The 13,130-nt window shown below is 48.6% G+C and carries 14 protein-coding genes and 1 pseudogene; 2 read left to right on the top strand and 13 right to left on the bottom strand.

The genetic code is table 11. The annotated features are described in order from the left end of the window. Window positions 1–10: 10 nt before the first annotated feature. Genes LLH06_RS11365 through LLH06_RS11355 form a run of 3 tightly spaced genes read right to left on the bottom strand, consistent with a single transcriptional unit; the run spans window position 11 to window position 3,966 of the window. A complete protein-coding gene (locus tag LLH06_RS11365; RefSeq protein WP_228169412.1) occupies window positions 11–703 on the bottom strand; it encodes an arylesterase in 693 nt (230 codons plus the stop codon). Window positions 704–713: 10 nt separating this feature from the next. Next, window positions 714–3,260: an ABC transporter permease gene (locus LLH06_RS11360; RefSeq protein ID WP_228169411.1), complete on the bottom strand. Its 2,547-nt coding sequence runs from the start codon at window positions 3,258–3,260 to the stop codon at window positions 714–716. A gap of 10 nt (window positions 3,261–3,270) precedes the next feature. Beyond that, window positions 3,271–3,966, bottom strand: a complete 696-nt coding sequence (locus tag LLH06_RS11355; RefSeq protein ID WP_228169410.1) for an ABC transporter ATP-binding protein — start codon at window positions 3,964–3,966, stop codon at window positions 3,271–3,273. Between the two features lie 171 nt (window positions 3,967–4,137). On the opposite strand from LLH06_RS11355, the gene LLH06_RS11350 reads away from it, so the two are divergent. Continuing rightward, on the top strand, window positions 4,138–4,587 hold the full coding sequence (locus LLH06_RS11350) for an RrF2 family transcriptional regulator (RefSeq protein WP_228169409.1): 450 nt from the start codon (window positions 4,138–4,140) through the stop codon (window positions 4,585–4,587). A gap of 104 nt (window positions 4,588–4,691) precedes the next feature. Here LLH06_RS11350 and ung read toward each other — a convergent pair whose 3' ends face one another. Then, complete coding sequence (ung, locus tag LLH06_RS11345) at window positions 4,692–5,366, bottom strand: uracil-DNA glycosylase (protein ID WP_228169408.1); 675 nt, start codon at window positions 5,364–5,366, stop codon at window positions 4,692–4,694. A gap of 75 nt (window positions 5,367–5,441) precedes the next feature. On the opposite strand from ung, the gene LLH06_RS11340 reads away from it, so the two are divergent. Next, window positions 5,442–5,993 carry a tetratricopeptide repeat protein gene (locus tag LLH06_RS11340; RefSeq protein ID WP_228169407.1) on the top strand — a complete coding sequence of 184 codons (552 nt, stop codon included), beginning with the start codon at window positions 5,442–5,444 and terminating at the stop codon, window positions 5,991–5,993. Window positions 5,994–6,108: 115 nt separating this feature from the next. Here LLH06_RS11340 and LLH06_RS11335 read toward each other — a convergent pair whose 3' ends face one another. The 9 genes and pseudogenes from LLH06_RS11335 to hisC form a co-directional block, all read right to left on the bottom strand. After that, window positions 6,109–6,336: a hypothetical protein gene (locus LLH06_RS11335; protein ID WP_228169406.1), complete on the bottom strand. Its 228-nt coding sequence runs from the start codon at window positions 6,334–6,336 to the stop codon at window positions 6,109–6,111. 253 nt (window positions 6,337–6,589) lie between these two features. Then, a complete protein-coding gene (locus LLH06_RS11330) occupies window positions 6,590–7,492 on the bottom strand; it encodes a WD40 repeat domain-containing protein (protein ID WP_228169405.1) in 903 nt (300 codons plus the stop codon). A gap of 71 nt (window positions 7,493–7,563) precedes the next feature. Next, the gene (hisIE, locus tag LLH06_RS11325; RefSeq protein WP_228169404.1) at window positions 7,564–8,181 is read right to left on the bottom strand and encodes a bifunctional phosphoribosyl-AMP cyclohydrolase/phosphoribosyl-ATP diphosphatase HisIE; all 618 of its coding nucleotides are present in this window, start codon (window positions 8,179–8,181) and stop codon (window positions 7,564–7,566) included. 66 nt (window positions 8,182–8,247) lie between these two features. Further along, window positions 8,248–8,997: an imidazole glycerol phosphate synthase subunit HisF gene (hisF, locus tag LLH06_RS11320; RefSeq protein WP_228173285.1), complete on the bottom strand. Its 750-nt coding sequence runs from the start codon at window positions 8,995–8,997 to the stop codon at window positions 8,248–8,250. 45 nt (window positions 8,998–9,042) lie between these two features. Beyond that, a pseudogene (locus tag LLH06_RS11315) lies at window positions 9,043–9,381 on the bottom strand (endonuclease domain-containing protein); the annotation flags it as partial. Between the two features lie 54 nt (window positions 9,382–9,435). Next, window positions 9,436–10,185 (bottom strand): 1-(5-phosphoribosyl)-5-[(5-phosphoribosylamino)methylideneamino]imidazole-4-carboxamide isomerase, encoded by a 750-nt coding sequence (locus LLH06_RS11310; protein WP_228169403.1) that lies wholly within the window; start codon window positions 10,183–10,185, stop codon window positions 9,436–9,438. A gap of 6 nt (window positions 10,186–10,191) precedes the next feature. Then, window positions 10,192–10,860, bottom strand: a complete 669-nt coding sequence (gene hisH / locus LLH06_RS11305) for an imidazole glycerol phosphate synthase subunit HisH (RefSeq protein WP_228169402.1) — start codon at window positions 10,858–10,860, stop codon at window positions 10,192–10,194. 36 nt (window positions 10,861–10,896) lie between these two features. Beyond that, window positions 10,897–12,039, bottom strand: a complete 1,143-nt coding sequence (hisB, locus tag LLH06_RS11300; RefSeq protein ID WP_228169401.1) for a bifunctional histidinol-phosphatase/imidazoleglycerol-phosphate dehydratase HisB — start codon at window positions 12,037–12,039, stop codon at window positions 10,897–10,899. Beyond that, window positions 12,036–13,082 carry a histidinol-phosphate transaminase gene (gene hisC / locus LLH06_RS11295; RefSeq protein WP_228169400.1) on the bottom strand — a complete coding sequence of 349 codons (1,047 nt, stop codon included), beginning with the start codon at window positions 13,080–13,082 and terminating at the stop codon, window positions 12,036–12,038. The genes hisB and hisC overlap by 4 nt, the downstream gene beginning before the upstream one ends. Between the last annotated feature and the right edge of the window lie 48 nt (window positions 13,083–13,130).

Genomic DNA, 13,130 nt, shown 5'->3' with positions numbered 1-13,130 from the left:
GCATCTTAGTTTACAGTATTCCCTTCAATACTCTCCAAACATTTTCAGCCACGATCTTGGCGCCTTTTTTAGTTGGATGAATACCATCTGCCTGGTTCAACTTGGCCACTCCGCCAACATGATCCAACAGGAATGGTACTAACACCATATTATTTTTAGTGGCCAGGGTAGGGAACACGGCTTTAAAATCGTTCGCGTAATCGGCTCCCATGCTTGGTGGTACCTGCATACCTGCCATCACCAGTTTAGCGTCCGGGTATTTGGCTTTTACTCTATCGATTATCTTTTGCAGGTTGGCGGCAGTTTCGCTTACGGGGACACCACGTAAACCATCGTTTGCACCCAGCTCTAACACAAAAATATCCACCTTTTGTCGTAGCACCCAGTCGATCCGGCCCAGACCTCCGGCGGTGGTCTCGCCGCTGTTGCCGGCGTTGATCACTTTGTACGGCAGCTTGGCCGCTTTGATCTTATCCTGTAGTACACTTGGGTAGGCCTCTGTAGCCGGGTCGTCCAGGCCGTAACCTGCGGTAAGGCTGTCACCAAAGATGAGGACGGTCTTGACCGGCTTACTATTTGAAGCCTGCGCAGCACTGGTAGTCGTGTCACGCTGTTCGGCGTTCTGGTCACCTGCGTTATTGCAAGCGCTCAATAGTATGGTGGCACCTAACAGGAATGCGTTTATCTTTTTAATGTTGATCATGTAAGTAACGTTATGTATCTGACCGGAGCACCTCCAGTGGCGGACGGTTCAATACGCCGCGGCTGTTGAGCAAGCCGATCGCTATGGTAAGCGCAATGCTTATGCCGAATAGTGCTATGGCCGGAACAAAACTGATGTTGAACGGTATCTCGAAACTGTATTTAGCCAGCAGCCAGGCACCGACGATAGCGATCAGGATTCCGGTGAGGGCTGATAGCGCACCAAGGAAAAGATATTCCAGCGCATTGATGGTCAGGATCTGGCGGCGACTGCCACCTATGGTGCGCAGTAATACGCTCTCCTTGATGCGTTGATATTTGCTGATCCGTACCGATGCAATGAGCACGATGATGCCTGTAGCGATGCTGAAACCGCTCATGAACTTGATCACATAACCGATCTTGTCCAGTATCTGGTCCAGCACGGTTAGCACCAGGCCAAGGTCTACGATGGACACGTTCGGATAAGCTTTTACCACCGCACCCTGAAATTTGGCCGACACTGCTGGCGACGGCACATGCGTTAACAACACATGAAACTGCGGTGCCTGCTCCAACACACCGATAGGGAACACCACCTGGAAATTGGTTTGCACCTTGTTCCAGTTCACTTTGCGCAGGTTGGCCACATAGGCATCGACCGGCATGCCTTGCACGTTAAAGGTGATCTTGTCATTCACCTTCACCTTGATCCGGCGTGCCAGGCGCTCATCTAGTGATACAGGCACAGCTTCACCTTCTTTAGCCTCGCCGATCCATTTGCCCTCGCTTACTTTTTCCGAAGCGGTCAGGAAATTACGGTAGGTCACCCGGTATTCGTAGCTGAAAGCTTTTCGCATGTCGTTGGCAGTGCTGTCCTTTGGTAAAGCTGTAGCGGTCTTGCCATTGATCTTGTCGATGTGGATGGTCACGATGGGTACCTGTTGTATGATCGGCAACTTGTTTTGCCAGGCCAGTTCAACTACGCCCTTTTCTTGCGCGGTCTGTATGTCGAACAAGATCATATTGGGCTGATTGCCACTGGCAGATAGACTTACCTGTTGGATCAGCAACGATTGCATGAAGATCAGCAGGCAAATGAAAGCGGTACTCAATCCAATAGACACCATCAGGATCACCGTTTGGTTATTTGGTCGATACAAGTTGGCAAAACCCTGGCGCACGAGGTAACTCCATGAGCCCTTCATCAACAGGCGGATCAACCACATGAGCAACAAGGCCGTGAGTGTTAGTATCAGGAATGCCACGAGTATAGCTATCGTGAAGATCATACTTGCCATCCAACTATTTAATTGGAGATAGCTGAACAACATCAAAAAGGCGATCACCAATAGGTATACCAGCCAACGCAAAGGATCGCGCACGGAGCTCACATTTTCGTAAGCCGAGCGTAGCGTATTTAACGGAGATATATTGCGTATACTGATCAGTGGCATTAATGCGAACAGCACAGAGATGATCACGCCCAATATAATGCCTTGACCAATAGCCAGCCATGAGATAGATGATGACACCTCGAAAGGCAACAGGTCTTTGAACACAGCAGGCAGAATAAGTTGTATGGCCGCACCCAATATCGAGCCAACGATAGAGCCGATCAGTCCTATGCCAGCGATCTGTATCAAAAAGATGAGGAACGCTTCTGATGCCTTTACGCCAAGGCAACGCAATACAGCGATGGATTGTACCTTTTCGCGGATGTAGATCTGCGTGGCGCTGGCCACACCTATACAACCCAACAGCAAGGCAACAAAGCCTACTTGCGAAAGGAACTTATTCAGATCACTGAACGCACGGCCGGTGTTTTGTTTACGCGTCTCGATGGTCTCATAGTGCATGCCGGCCTTGTCCAGGCGGTCATCAAGCTTTTCAGCTAACTTGTCCACATCAGTTCGGTGGTCAAATTTGTAGTAGTAGCTGTAGTTGATACGGCTGCCACGGTCCACCAGCCCGGTGGCGTTAAGGTACTGCATCGGGATATACACCACGGGTGCAATCCCTGCCGAAAGACCGGTCTGACCAGGGGCACTGTTCAATGCGCCGGCGATCACAAAGTCGACCTTACCCACCTTAATGGTATCGCCTACTTTTACCTTGAACTGCTGCATCACCGCACCATCTACCAAGGCATACTTTCCTTTTTTGAACGACTGTGAAGCCGCTGCCGGATTGGTCTCTATATCCCCATAATAAGGAAACCCTCCCTGCAATGCACGGATCTGTACTAAACGTGTACTTGCTCCTTTAGGGAAGTACACCATCGATGCAAAGTTTCTTTCCTCTGATCGCTCGGTGCCAAGGGTGTCTAAAACTGGCTTAATGTCCTTAGCGGCTTCGTGGTTGGCAGTGATCACCAGGTCGGCGCCTACTAGTGTTGCGGCCTGGTCGTTGATGTCCTGACGGAGGTTATAGCCAAAAGAATAAATGGCAACCAGGGCAGCTATGCCCAAAATGATAGATGATATGAAAAGGAACAACCTTGACCGGTTGCGTCGGCTATCGCGCCAGGCCATCCTGAACAGCCAGCCAATGTCGGTTCCCCGTTTGAGGTCAGCCATGTTCGCTGCGTTATTGTTCATTGCGGTCGATCTTTTCGTCTGAAACCAGTTTGCCGCCTTTAATGCGGAGGATACGCTGTGTTTTGCCGGCCAGCTCCAGGTCGTGTGTTACCAATACAAGTGTGGTACCGGCGTCACGGTTTAGGTCGAACAACAGCTTCTCTACCCGGTCGCCGGTCTCTGCATCAAGGTTACCGGTTGGCTCGTCGGCAAATAAAATTTTAGGCTGATTAGAAAAGGCCCGTGCTATCGAAACACGCTGCTGCTCGCCGCCTGACAATTGAGTAGGGTAGTGGTGACTGCGGCCCGCCAGGCCTACCTTATCTAACAGGTCCATGGCGCGTGCTTTAATGTTGCGTTCTCCTCTTAATTCCAGCGGCACCATCACGTTCTCAAGTGCGGTAAGGGTAGCCAAGAGCTGGAAGTTCTGGAAGATGAAGCCTACATATTGGTTGCGTACCTGCGCACGCTTATCTTCATTTAAAAGGTTAAGGTCGATGCCGTTAAGCTTCACACTGCCTGAGGTAGACCGGTCCAGTCCGGCACAAAGCCCAAGCAGCGTGGTCTTGCCGCTGCCCGAAGGTCCAACGATGGCATTGCTTGAACCGGTGGCGATGCTAAAGTTAACATCCTCCAGCACCGAAAGGGTCTTGCCGGCACTTTGATATTGTTTACCCAGGTCAGTTACGTCGAGTATGGTTTCCACTAATTATTTATTAAATTTAACTTTTTGACCGCGGCGCGCCGTAGATGTTACAAATAATAGACCGCCTGTTATCATCGTGACATTCAAAATACATTACACCTTGCGGCGCCAAATATTGTTTGGCATAGGGTGTTCGCTTTTTTATTATTTTTGCACCTATTCAAAAGATCTATGCTATCTAAAAAGACCAAATATGCCATCAAGGCGCTGATCGTATTAGGCAAGAACAAAGATCAGCCGCCTATGCAGATCGCACAGATCGCTGAGCTGGAAAAGATACCTAAAAAATTTTTAGAGGTGATCTTGCTCGAGCTGCGTAAGGCTGGCTTTTTATATAGCAAAAAAGGTGCAGGCGGTGGTTACGCACTTAATAAGGACCCCAAGGATATTTACCTGGTCAACATCCTGCGGATCACCGACGGCCCCATCGCGATGGTGCCCTGCGTGAGCCTTAACTTTTACCACCGTTGCGAGGAATGTCACAACGAGTCAACCTGTGGTATACGCTCCATGTTCCTCGATATTCGCGACGCCACGCTTAAAATACTATCCGAGACCAGCATCGAAGACCTTATCAACAAAGAGGTGAACTTAGGTGATTCGGCCTTGGTGGGGTTGTAGGATGTGCAAATAAATAGATGTGCGGATGTGTGAATAATAAATTTACCCTACATCTAAACATGATCTGCACATACGCTCATCTCCGCATTTGCACATTCTCCACATCACACCTGCCAATCGATCTCCTGTTTTCCTTCCTTTCTCAGTATCTCGTTGGTCGTTGAAAAGTGGTGGCATCCGAAGAAACCGTTATCGGCCGAAAATGGCGACGGGTGCGCAGCTTTCAGGATGTGGTGCTTACGCTGATCGATCAGGTCGGCTTTGGCCTGTGCAAAGCGGCCCCATAACAGGAATACCACGCCTTCTTTTTCTTCAGATATCTTACGGATGACCGTATCGGTGAACTTTTCCCAGCCAAATCTTTGATGTGAACCGGCCTCTGATGCTCTAACGGTCAATGTGGCGTTCAGTAACAGTACGCCCTGATCGGCCCATTTGGTAAGATCGCCATGGTTCGGTATCTCAAAGCCGGGAATGTCGGTCTTCAATTCTTTATAAATGTTCATGAGCGATCGCGGTACCGGTATGCCTCGGTGTACAGCGAATGAAAGGCCCATGGCTTGGTTGGCACCATGGTAAGGGTCCTGACCCAATATCACTACCTTTACATTGGTCAGTGGGGTGTGCCTGAAGGCGTTAAAGATATCGCTGTTCTTGGGGTAAACGGTATGGCCGCTTTCCTTTTCTTTTTTTAATTCCTGTTTTAGCTGGTGCATGTAGTCCTTATCGAACTCCTCGTGCAGTACATTGAGCCATGAAGGCTCCAGATCGATCGCCATATAAATATTTGAGCGGTAAATTGCTTAAGCGCATAAATAAACGGATATTTGCGCTTTCATACAAAAGTACAAACGATGTTAAATATTGTTCGGTTAGTTATAGCCTGTGTGGTGATGGGAGCGGGTGTTACCCTGTGTGCCTTCGGTTTTTGGGGATGGGGTGTGCTGGTTTTCCTATTAGGCGGCTTGGTGTTAGTTACTTACTTCTTTAACGAGAACATGCTGGTGGCTCAATATCACCTGCGTAAAGAGAACAGCGACGAGGCCGAAAAATGGTTGTTAAAGATCACCGATTACGAGAAACAACTGGCCAAAGGTCAGTGGGGTTATTATAATATGCTGATCGGTTTGATCGAGTCGCGCAAGGCGCCCATGAAGTCTGAAAAGTACTTTAAAAAGGCGTTATCATTAGGTATGACCATGTCGCACAATACGGCCCTTGCCAAATTGAGCCTTGCCGGTATAGCTATGGCTAAACGCAACAAGCGCGAGGCGCAACAATACCTGAGCGAAGCCGCTAAAGACGATAAGAATAAGCTATTGGCCGATCAAATCAAAATGATGAAGAGCCAAATGGCGCAAATGGACAAACAACAAGTACAGCGCGGCGGATACCGTAATTTTTAAGCGAATGCGATCGGAGTGAGTGAGGGACCTGATGATCCAAAGCACGCTTCGGTGATAAGCTGCCAAAAATAAAGACACAAAAAAGGCTTGAATGGATGATACCATTCAGGCCTTTTTATTTTTCGTCGATGTTGCCAAAGTAGTCAGGCTCTGAGTTATGGTTTTGGCTCGGCTGGATGTGACGGTCGGGCACTAAAAAGTCCTCATCAGACGGGTTCGAGAACTCTACCAGTTTAAGTATAGAGCGTACGAACGATACGTTGAACTTCGACCGATCCAACTTGATCAAAAATTCGCGGTCAGTTATTTCGAGTGTTGAGTTCATAAATTCCTCTTTTTCCATAAAAGTAAAACAGGTTTATGAACGAAAAGTTAGCGGTATTTTAAGTTTTGATTAAATGGACGCGATGACTCGGGTGTTTGTGGTCTGAAGTTTCGATAGCTATGCACAATCCCGGACGGTCATGCTGAACTTGTTTCAGCATCTCATGGACAAGATGAAATAAACGTTCGTCGTTGTCCTTCATGCGTCTACCTGTCCAGAAAGATGCCGGAACAAGTTCGGCATGACAGGTCAATTGGTGCCCCTGTGATCTTTAAAATTCGATATCCCACGCAATAATGCGTTTATCGTCGCTGGTGGATAGCAACTGGTCACCGTTCCAGGCCAATTTATTCACTGAAAGCACATGCGAAGGCATGCCTTTTTCACGGCTGATGACCTTGTATAGCTTCATATCATCAGCACCCCAGATCTTGATGCTTTTATCCATACTGGCTGAGGCGAAGTAGGGGCGGGATGGGTGAAATAGTATGTGGTTAACCGCGAACATGTGCGCAGGTATGCTATGCTTTAAGGCAAGCGCGGCAGTATCCCAAACCTTGATCTGGGCGTCACGTGCACCGGAGAGTAGATACTGACCGTCAGGCGAATATTGAACAGTGAACACCGCCATAGTGTGCTCGCGCAGTGTACTAACAGGTGCGTAATCGGTCAATTGATAAACGTACACGGCATTATCACGGCAGCCGAAGGCCACTTGTGTATCGACGGGCGAGATGGCGATAGAACGCACCGTATCGTGCGATACGGTGATCGTGTGTAAAAGCTCCATTGAGGTCAAGCTCCACACGCTTACCGTGCCATCTTCACTGGCCACCAGCAGCTCACCTTTGCTGGTCACTGCCTTGATGTCAAATATTGGTTTAAGGTGCTTGTTGAGTTTATGGGTGATCTTTTGCTCGATGAAGTTGAACGCCAGCACCTGGCCGCTGCGCATACCCACGAACATTAAAGGGTAGCCTTCAGGGCAGTGCACTGCATACACAGAGGCGGGTACCGGAAACATTACCTTGATAAAGGCTTGCTTTTCAAGGCTCCATTCTACCACGCCCTTATCGTTACCGGCGCTGAACAATATTCCCGGCTTTTGCGACAGCTCCAACGCAAATATTGGATTGCTGTGGCCAGTCAGTTCAAATGCTTTTTTTGCTTCCATACCCTCCAGCTCCCTTAAAGGGGCGTTTTCTTTGTGACCGATCTTTTATTGTATCAAATACATACCGCCGACTATTCAGCTCCCCCTTCAGAGGGCTGGGGGGCATGTCTTTTCTCCAGGTTTTTGGCGATGGTCTCTAAGCTTAAGCCTTTTTCGCGCAATAATACCAGTAGGTGGAATACCAGATCAGATGATTCGTTGATCAGGTCGGTTTCAGTTTCGGCTAAAGCAGCGATCACGGTCTCAACACCTTCTTCGCCGACCTTTTGCGCGATCTTGTTCAGTCCTTTTTTGCGGAGCTTATTGACATACGACCCCTCTACCGGGTTGGCATAGCGATCAGCAATGATATTTTCCAACTCAAAGATGAAGTTTTGACCATGTTCAGTCTTAAAGCAGCTGCGTTCGCCGGTATGGCAGGTAGGGCCATCGGGTTTGGCCTTGATCAGTATGGTATCGTTATCGCAGTCAATATGAATACTTTTTACATGCAGGAAGTTGTTACTGGTCTCGCCCTTGGTCCATAAGCGCTGCTTAGAGCGTGAATAAAAGGTGACAATATTGTCCTGTACGGTCTTGTCATAGGCCGCTTGGTCCATGTACCCCAGCATTAATACCTCGAGGGTCTGGTTGTCCTGTATGATCACCGGGACAAGCCCATCAGGTGATTTGGTAAAATCGATATTCATTTGATCTATATGCTATGTCATCAAAACCGTTCGAGCGTTCGCGATGACATGATGTTTTTTGTTATCTTATCTAACCTCAATTTTATTTCCACGTAGCACGTCTTTAAGGTCGGGTATCAGTATCTCGCCGTAGTGGAACACCGAGGCGGCCAAAGCAGCATCCACATTGGTGCGCTCGAACACGTCGACAAAATGCTGTTTATTACCGGCACCACCCGAGGCGATCACCGGGATGTTCACGGCATCGTTCACTACTTTGAGCAAAGTGTTGTCAAATCCGGCCTTGGTTCCGTCGTGGTCCATCGATGTCAGCAATATCTCGCCGGCTCCACGGCTTTCGGCCTCTTTGATCCAGTCCAGTGTTTCCAGTTCAGTAGCTATACGGCCACCACTTAAATGCACCAGATTGGTATTACCAATATGTTTGGTATCTACCGCCACCACCACGAACTGCACACCAAATGCTTTGGCCAGTTCCTCTATCAGTCCCGGGTTACGTACCGCCGCCGAATTGATACTGATCTTATCGGCACCGGCATTGAGCAGTGCATCAGCATCAGCTATTTCATTGATGCCACCGCCAATAGTGAACGGGATATTGATCTGCCGGGCCACGGCTTTCACCATCTCTACGGTGGTCTTGCGGCGCTCGTGGGTAGCAGTGATGTCCAGGAATACCAATTCGTCAGCGCCTTGCTGCGAATAGTTCCAGGCCAGTTCTACCGGGTCGCCCGCATCGCGCAGGTCAACAAAGTTGATGCCTTTTACGGTGCGTCCGTCCTTCACGTCGAGGCAGGGGATGATCCTTTTTGCCAACCCCCCCCGCCCCCTAAAGGGGGAGCCGCTATGTCGCTTTATTTCTTCCAAAACAGAATTGATATTGTTAAAGACCTGTTTATTAGTAAATCGCAATACTTTTAAACCGCGTTCTTTCAAATAAAGTTCTTTTTCTATGTCGTTAGCCGCTACCTCGGGTAAATGATGTATACTGCCATCCACTTCAATAACTAACTTGAACCTGTGACAATAAAAGTCGGCAATATATTGCCCCAATGGATGTTGCCTCCTGAACCGTGCTCCTAATAACCCAGCTTTGAGATGGAACCATAATGCAGTTTCAGCAGGCGTCATATTATATCGCAATGCTTTTGCATTAGCAAATATTTCAGGTGCCGCACCAAGAAACAAGCGCTTTTTCATCCGCTCGAAATTTGTGGGTATCATCCAAAACTCCCCCTTCAGGGGGCTGGGGGGTTATATGCTGATCAGCGACTTCAAATTCCAGTTCTTTACATCCTCGATGGTGATGCGCTCTTCGTAAATGGCTTTACCTACTACACAGCTTTCTACCTTGATCTTGCACAACTCGTCAATATCTTTCATTGAACTTACACCGCCTGAGGCGATCAGTTTGATGAAAGGAGAGTGGTCCAATAGTTTTTTGTATAGCTCGACGCCTGCGCCGCCCAGCTTGCCGTCCTTGTTAATGTCGGTACACAGGAAGCGGTAAAAGCCTAAGTGCAGGCAACGGTCAATATAATCGATCAGTTTAATGGGCGAGCTTTCCATCCAGCCGGAGTATTTGATCACCTCATCCAGCACGTCGATGGCTATTACCACTTGGTCTGAGCATTTGGTGCCGCCACACATGGCTTTGGCCAGCTCATCCAAAAAGGTAGGGTTGGTGATCGCTTGCGTACCCACGATCACACGGGCCACACCGGCATCGGTCAGTTCCTTAACCTTATCAATGCTGCGGATGCCGCCACCATACTGGATTTTCATGTCGGTACGTTTGATCACATCGAACAGGTATTGCTGGTTGCTGAAATCACCTTTGGCGCCGTTTAGGTCGATGATGTGGATCAGCTCTGTACCGATGGAGCGGTAGCGCTCGATCATTTCCTCGAGGCTTACGTCGTAGCGGGTAACATCATCGTAGTTGCCTTCGCGCAGGCGTACCACCTTTTTGTCAAGTATATCAACAGCAGGAATAATGTACATTTCTTTCTATAGTTTTGAAAAATTAGTTAGCAGGCGTTCGCCATGAACCCCCGACTTTTCGGGATGGAACTGTACGCCGTAAAAATTGTCACGCCAGATCGATGCCGAATATTTAAGGCTATGATCGGTGGATGCCAATGTGTATGTGGGATCGAACTCGATATAATACGAATGCACATAGTAAAAGTGCGTATTATCAGGGATACCATCAAATAAAGGACCTTCTTTTTCCTGATGAACGCGGTTCCAACCGGTGTGAGGAACCTTATAACCGGCAGCTTCTTTGAACTTAAGCGTGCGGTTAGGGAAGATGTTCAGCAGGTCGGCGTCGCCTTCTTCGGAGTAGGCCGTCATGAGCTGCATACCTACACATATACCTAAGGTAGGTTTGTTAAGTGCCTTAATAGCAGGTACCAATCCGGTACTATCCAATTTTTGCATGGCCGCGCCGGCATGACCAACACCCGGTATAATGTAACGGTCGAACTGTTTCAGGTCATCCTCAGTATGTACCATACCGTAAGCGATGCTCAACCGATCAAGCGCCGAAGTAAGCGAGAAGATATTGCCCGCGCCGTAACGTACTATTCCTATCCCCCCGGCCCCCTGAAGGGGGAGCTGAATGTCTTGTCGAGCGTTCGATTCCGGATCTTGATCGTTAATAAGTTCTTCCATGTTGTATAGAAACTCCCCCTTCAGGGGGCTGGGGGGTTAAAGCACTCCCTTGGTGCTTGGTAAAACCATATTGTTAACATCACGCCTTACGGCCATTTTAATGGCTTTGGCAAAGGCCTTAAATATAGCCTCGATCTTATGGTGCTCGTTATAGCCTTCGGCCTTGATATTCAGGTTAGCCTTAGCTGCATCGGTGAACGACTTGAAAAAGTGATAGAACATCTCTGTTGGCATATCGCCCACCTTTTCGCGTTTGAAGTCAGCCTCCCACATCAGCCAGTTGCGGCCGCCAAAATCGATGGCCGCCTGCGCTAGGCAATCGTCCATAGGAAGGCAAAATCCGTACCGCTCTATACCTCGCTTGTTGCCTAAGGCCACGGCCATGGCTTCGCCAAGGGCAATGCCGGTATCTTCAATGGTGTGATGTTCATCGATATGCAGGTCGCCATTGGCTTCTATTTCCAGGTCGATACTGCCGTGACGGGCTATTTGGTCAAGCATGTGGTCAAAAAAATGCAGACCGGTCTTAACTTTGGCCTCGCCGGTACCGTCAAGGTCAATGCGGATGAAGATATCGGTCTCTTTGGTGGTACGACGATGTTCTACTACACGCTTACCCACTTTCAGGAACTCATATATCTTTTGCCAATCAGTGGTCTTGATCGCCACGGTGGTGCTGATCGCCTGTAGTTGTTCTTCGGTGAATTCCTGGGCGCCCATACCCATGCCGCTATTCAGCCAAATGGCTTTGGCGCCTAAATTTTTAGCCAGTAATACATCGTTCAAGCGATCGCCGATAACGAATGAATTGGCAAGGTCATATTTCTCCGTGTCAAAGTACCCGGTCAGCATGGCGGTGCCCGGCTTGCGGGTCGGTAAATTGTCGGCCGCAAAGGTGCGGTCAATGAAGGTGGCCGCAAAGGTGACACCTTCGTTGGCAAAGGTCTTCATGATGAGGTCATGCACCGGGAAAAAATTTTCCTCAGGGTGTGAGATAGTACCCAGCCCGTCCTGGTTGGTCACCATCACCAGCTCGTAGTCCAGCTCTTTAGCAATGCGTGGCAGGTAAGTGAGTGCGCCGGGGTAGAACTCCAATTTATTGAACGAGTCGATCTGTTCATCGGCACATTCGCTGATCATGGTGCCGTCGCGGTCAATGAATAATATTTTCCTGCTCATTTAAAATTCTTTAAGGTCTGGATCAGCGTGTCGTTCTCCTGCGGGGTGCCTATCGTTATGCGTATCGAACCTTCGCAAAGTTCCACTTTAGAACGGTCGCGCACGATGATGCCGTTGCTCACCAAATAGTCATATATACCTCTGGCATCAGTGGTTTTCACCAGGATAAAGTTCGCATCCGAAGGATAGATCTCGGTCACAAAACTGAGGTCTTTCAATTGAAGTACGAGTTTATCCCGTTCAGTCAAGGTCTCTTTAATCCAGGCATTTATCTGTTCTATGTTCTGCAAAGCTTCTAACGCCAGTTGCTGTGAGGCCTCGTTGATGTTGTAAGGTGGCTTCACCCGATTCATCACCTCAATGATCTCTTCGCTGGCAAAGGCCATACCCACACGTAAACCTGCCAGTCCCCACGCTTTAGAGAGCGTTTGCAATACCACTAAGTTAGCGTATTCGGTAAGCTCTTGTATAAAGCTCTTTTGGCGGCTAAAATTGATGTAGGCTTCATCCACCACCACGATACCTTTAAAGTTGGCTAGCAGCGTTTCGATGTCGGCGCGCTCTATCGAGTTACCGGTAGGGTTATTAGGTGAGCAAATGAAAATCAGCTTCGTATGGTCATCTATCGCTTCAGCTATGCCATCCAGGTCAAGCTGATACTCAGTTGTAAGGTTCACCTTGCGGGTAGCCACATCATTGATATTGGCCGATACCTCGTACATACCGTAAGTTGGCGGCACTAGGATCACATTGTCTACCCCGGGCGTACAAAAGCTGCGGAATAGGATATCTATAGCCTCATCACTGCCATTGCCCAAAAATATATTGCGGATAGGCACACCCTTGATCTCCATCAAGCGCCTTTTAACAGCGTATTGCAATGGATCTGGGTAGCGATTATAATTGGTTGCCAAGGGAGAGCCAAAGGCATTCTCGTTGGCATCCAAATAAACACTGGCCTCGCCCTGAAACTCATCACGTGCGGATGAGTATGGCTTGAGTGTTTTGATGTTTGGTCGAAGTATTTTATTAATGTCGAACATTAGTATTTAAAGCTTTAGCGTCATTGCGAGAAATGAAGCAACCTCTGA

Source organism: Mucilaginibacter daejeonensis (genome assembly GCF_020783335.1).
Classification (GTDB): Bacteria; Bacteroidota; Bacteroidia; order Sphingobacteriales; family Sphingobacteriaceae; genus Mucilaginibacter; species Mucilaginibacter daejeonensis.
The sequence above is the reverse complement of the archived record's forward strand: the minus strand, read 5'-3'. Positions and strand labels throughout refer to the sequence as shown.

Coding starts and splice junctions, on each gene's coding strand:
- LLH06_RS11360 (WP_228169411.1), bottom strand. CDS start 3,260: ATGGCTGACCTCAAACGGGGAACCGACATTGGCTGGCTGTTCAGGATG.
- hisC (WP_228169400.1), bottom strand. CDS start 13,082: ATGTTCGACATTAATAAAATACTTCGACCAAACATCAAAACACTCAAG.
- hisB (WP_228169401.1), bottom strand. CDS start 12,039: ATGAGCAGGAAAATATTATTCATTGACCGCGACGGCACCATGATCAGC.
- LLH06_RS11310 (WP_228169403.1), bottom strand. CDS start 10,185: ATGTACATTATTCCTGCTGTTGATATACTTGACAAAAAGGTGGTACGC.
- LLH06_RS11350 (WP_228169409.1), top strand. CDS start 4,138: ATGCTATCTAAAAAGACCAAATATGCCATCAAGGCGCTGATCGTATTA.
- hisH (WP_228169402.1), bottom strand. CDS start 10,860: ATGGAAGAACTTATTAACGATCAAGATCCGGAATCGAACGCTCGACAA.
- LLH06_RS11365 (WP_228169412.1), bottom strand. CDS start 703: ATGATCAACATTAAAAAGATAAACGCATTCCTGTTAGGTGCCACCATA.
- ung (WP_228169408.1), bottom strand. CDS start 5,366: ATGGCGATCGATCTGGAGCCTTCATGGCTCAATGTACTGCACGAGGAG.
- LLH06_RS11330 (WP_228169405.1), bottom strand. CDS start 7,492: ATGGAAGCAAAAAAAGCATTTGAACTGACTGGCCACAGCAATCCAATA.
- LLH06_RS11340 (WP_228169407.1), top strand. CDS start 5,442: ATGTTAAATATTGTTCGGTTAGTTATAGCCTGTGTGGTGATGGGAGCG.
- hisIE (WP_228169404.1), bottom strand. CDS start 8,181: ATGAATATCGATTTTACCAAATCACCTGATGGGCTTGTCCCGGTGATC.
- LLH06_RS11335 (WP_228169406.1), bottom strand. CDS start 6,336: ATGGAAAAAGAGGAATTTATGAACTCAACACTCGAAATAACTGACCGC.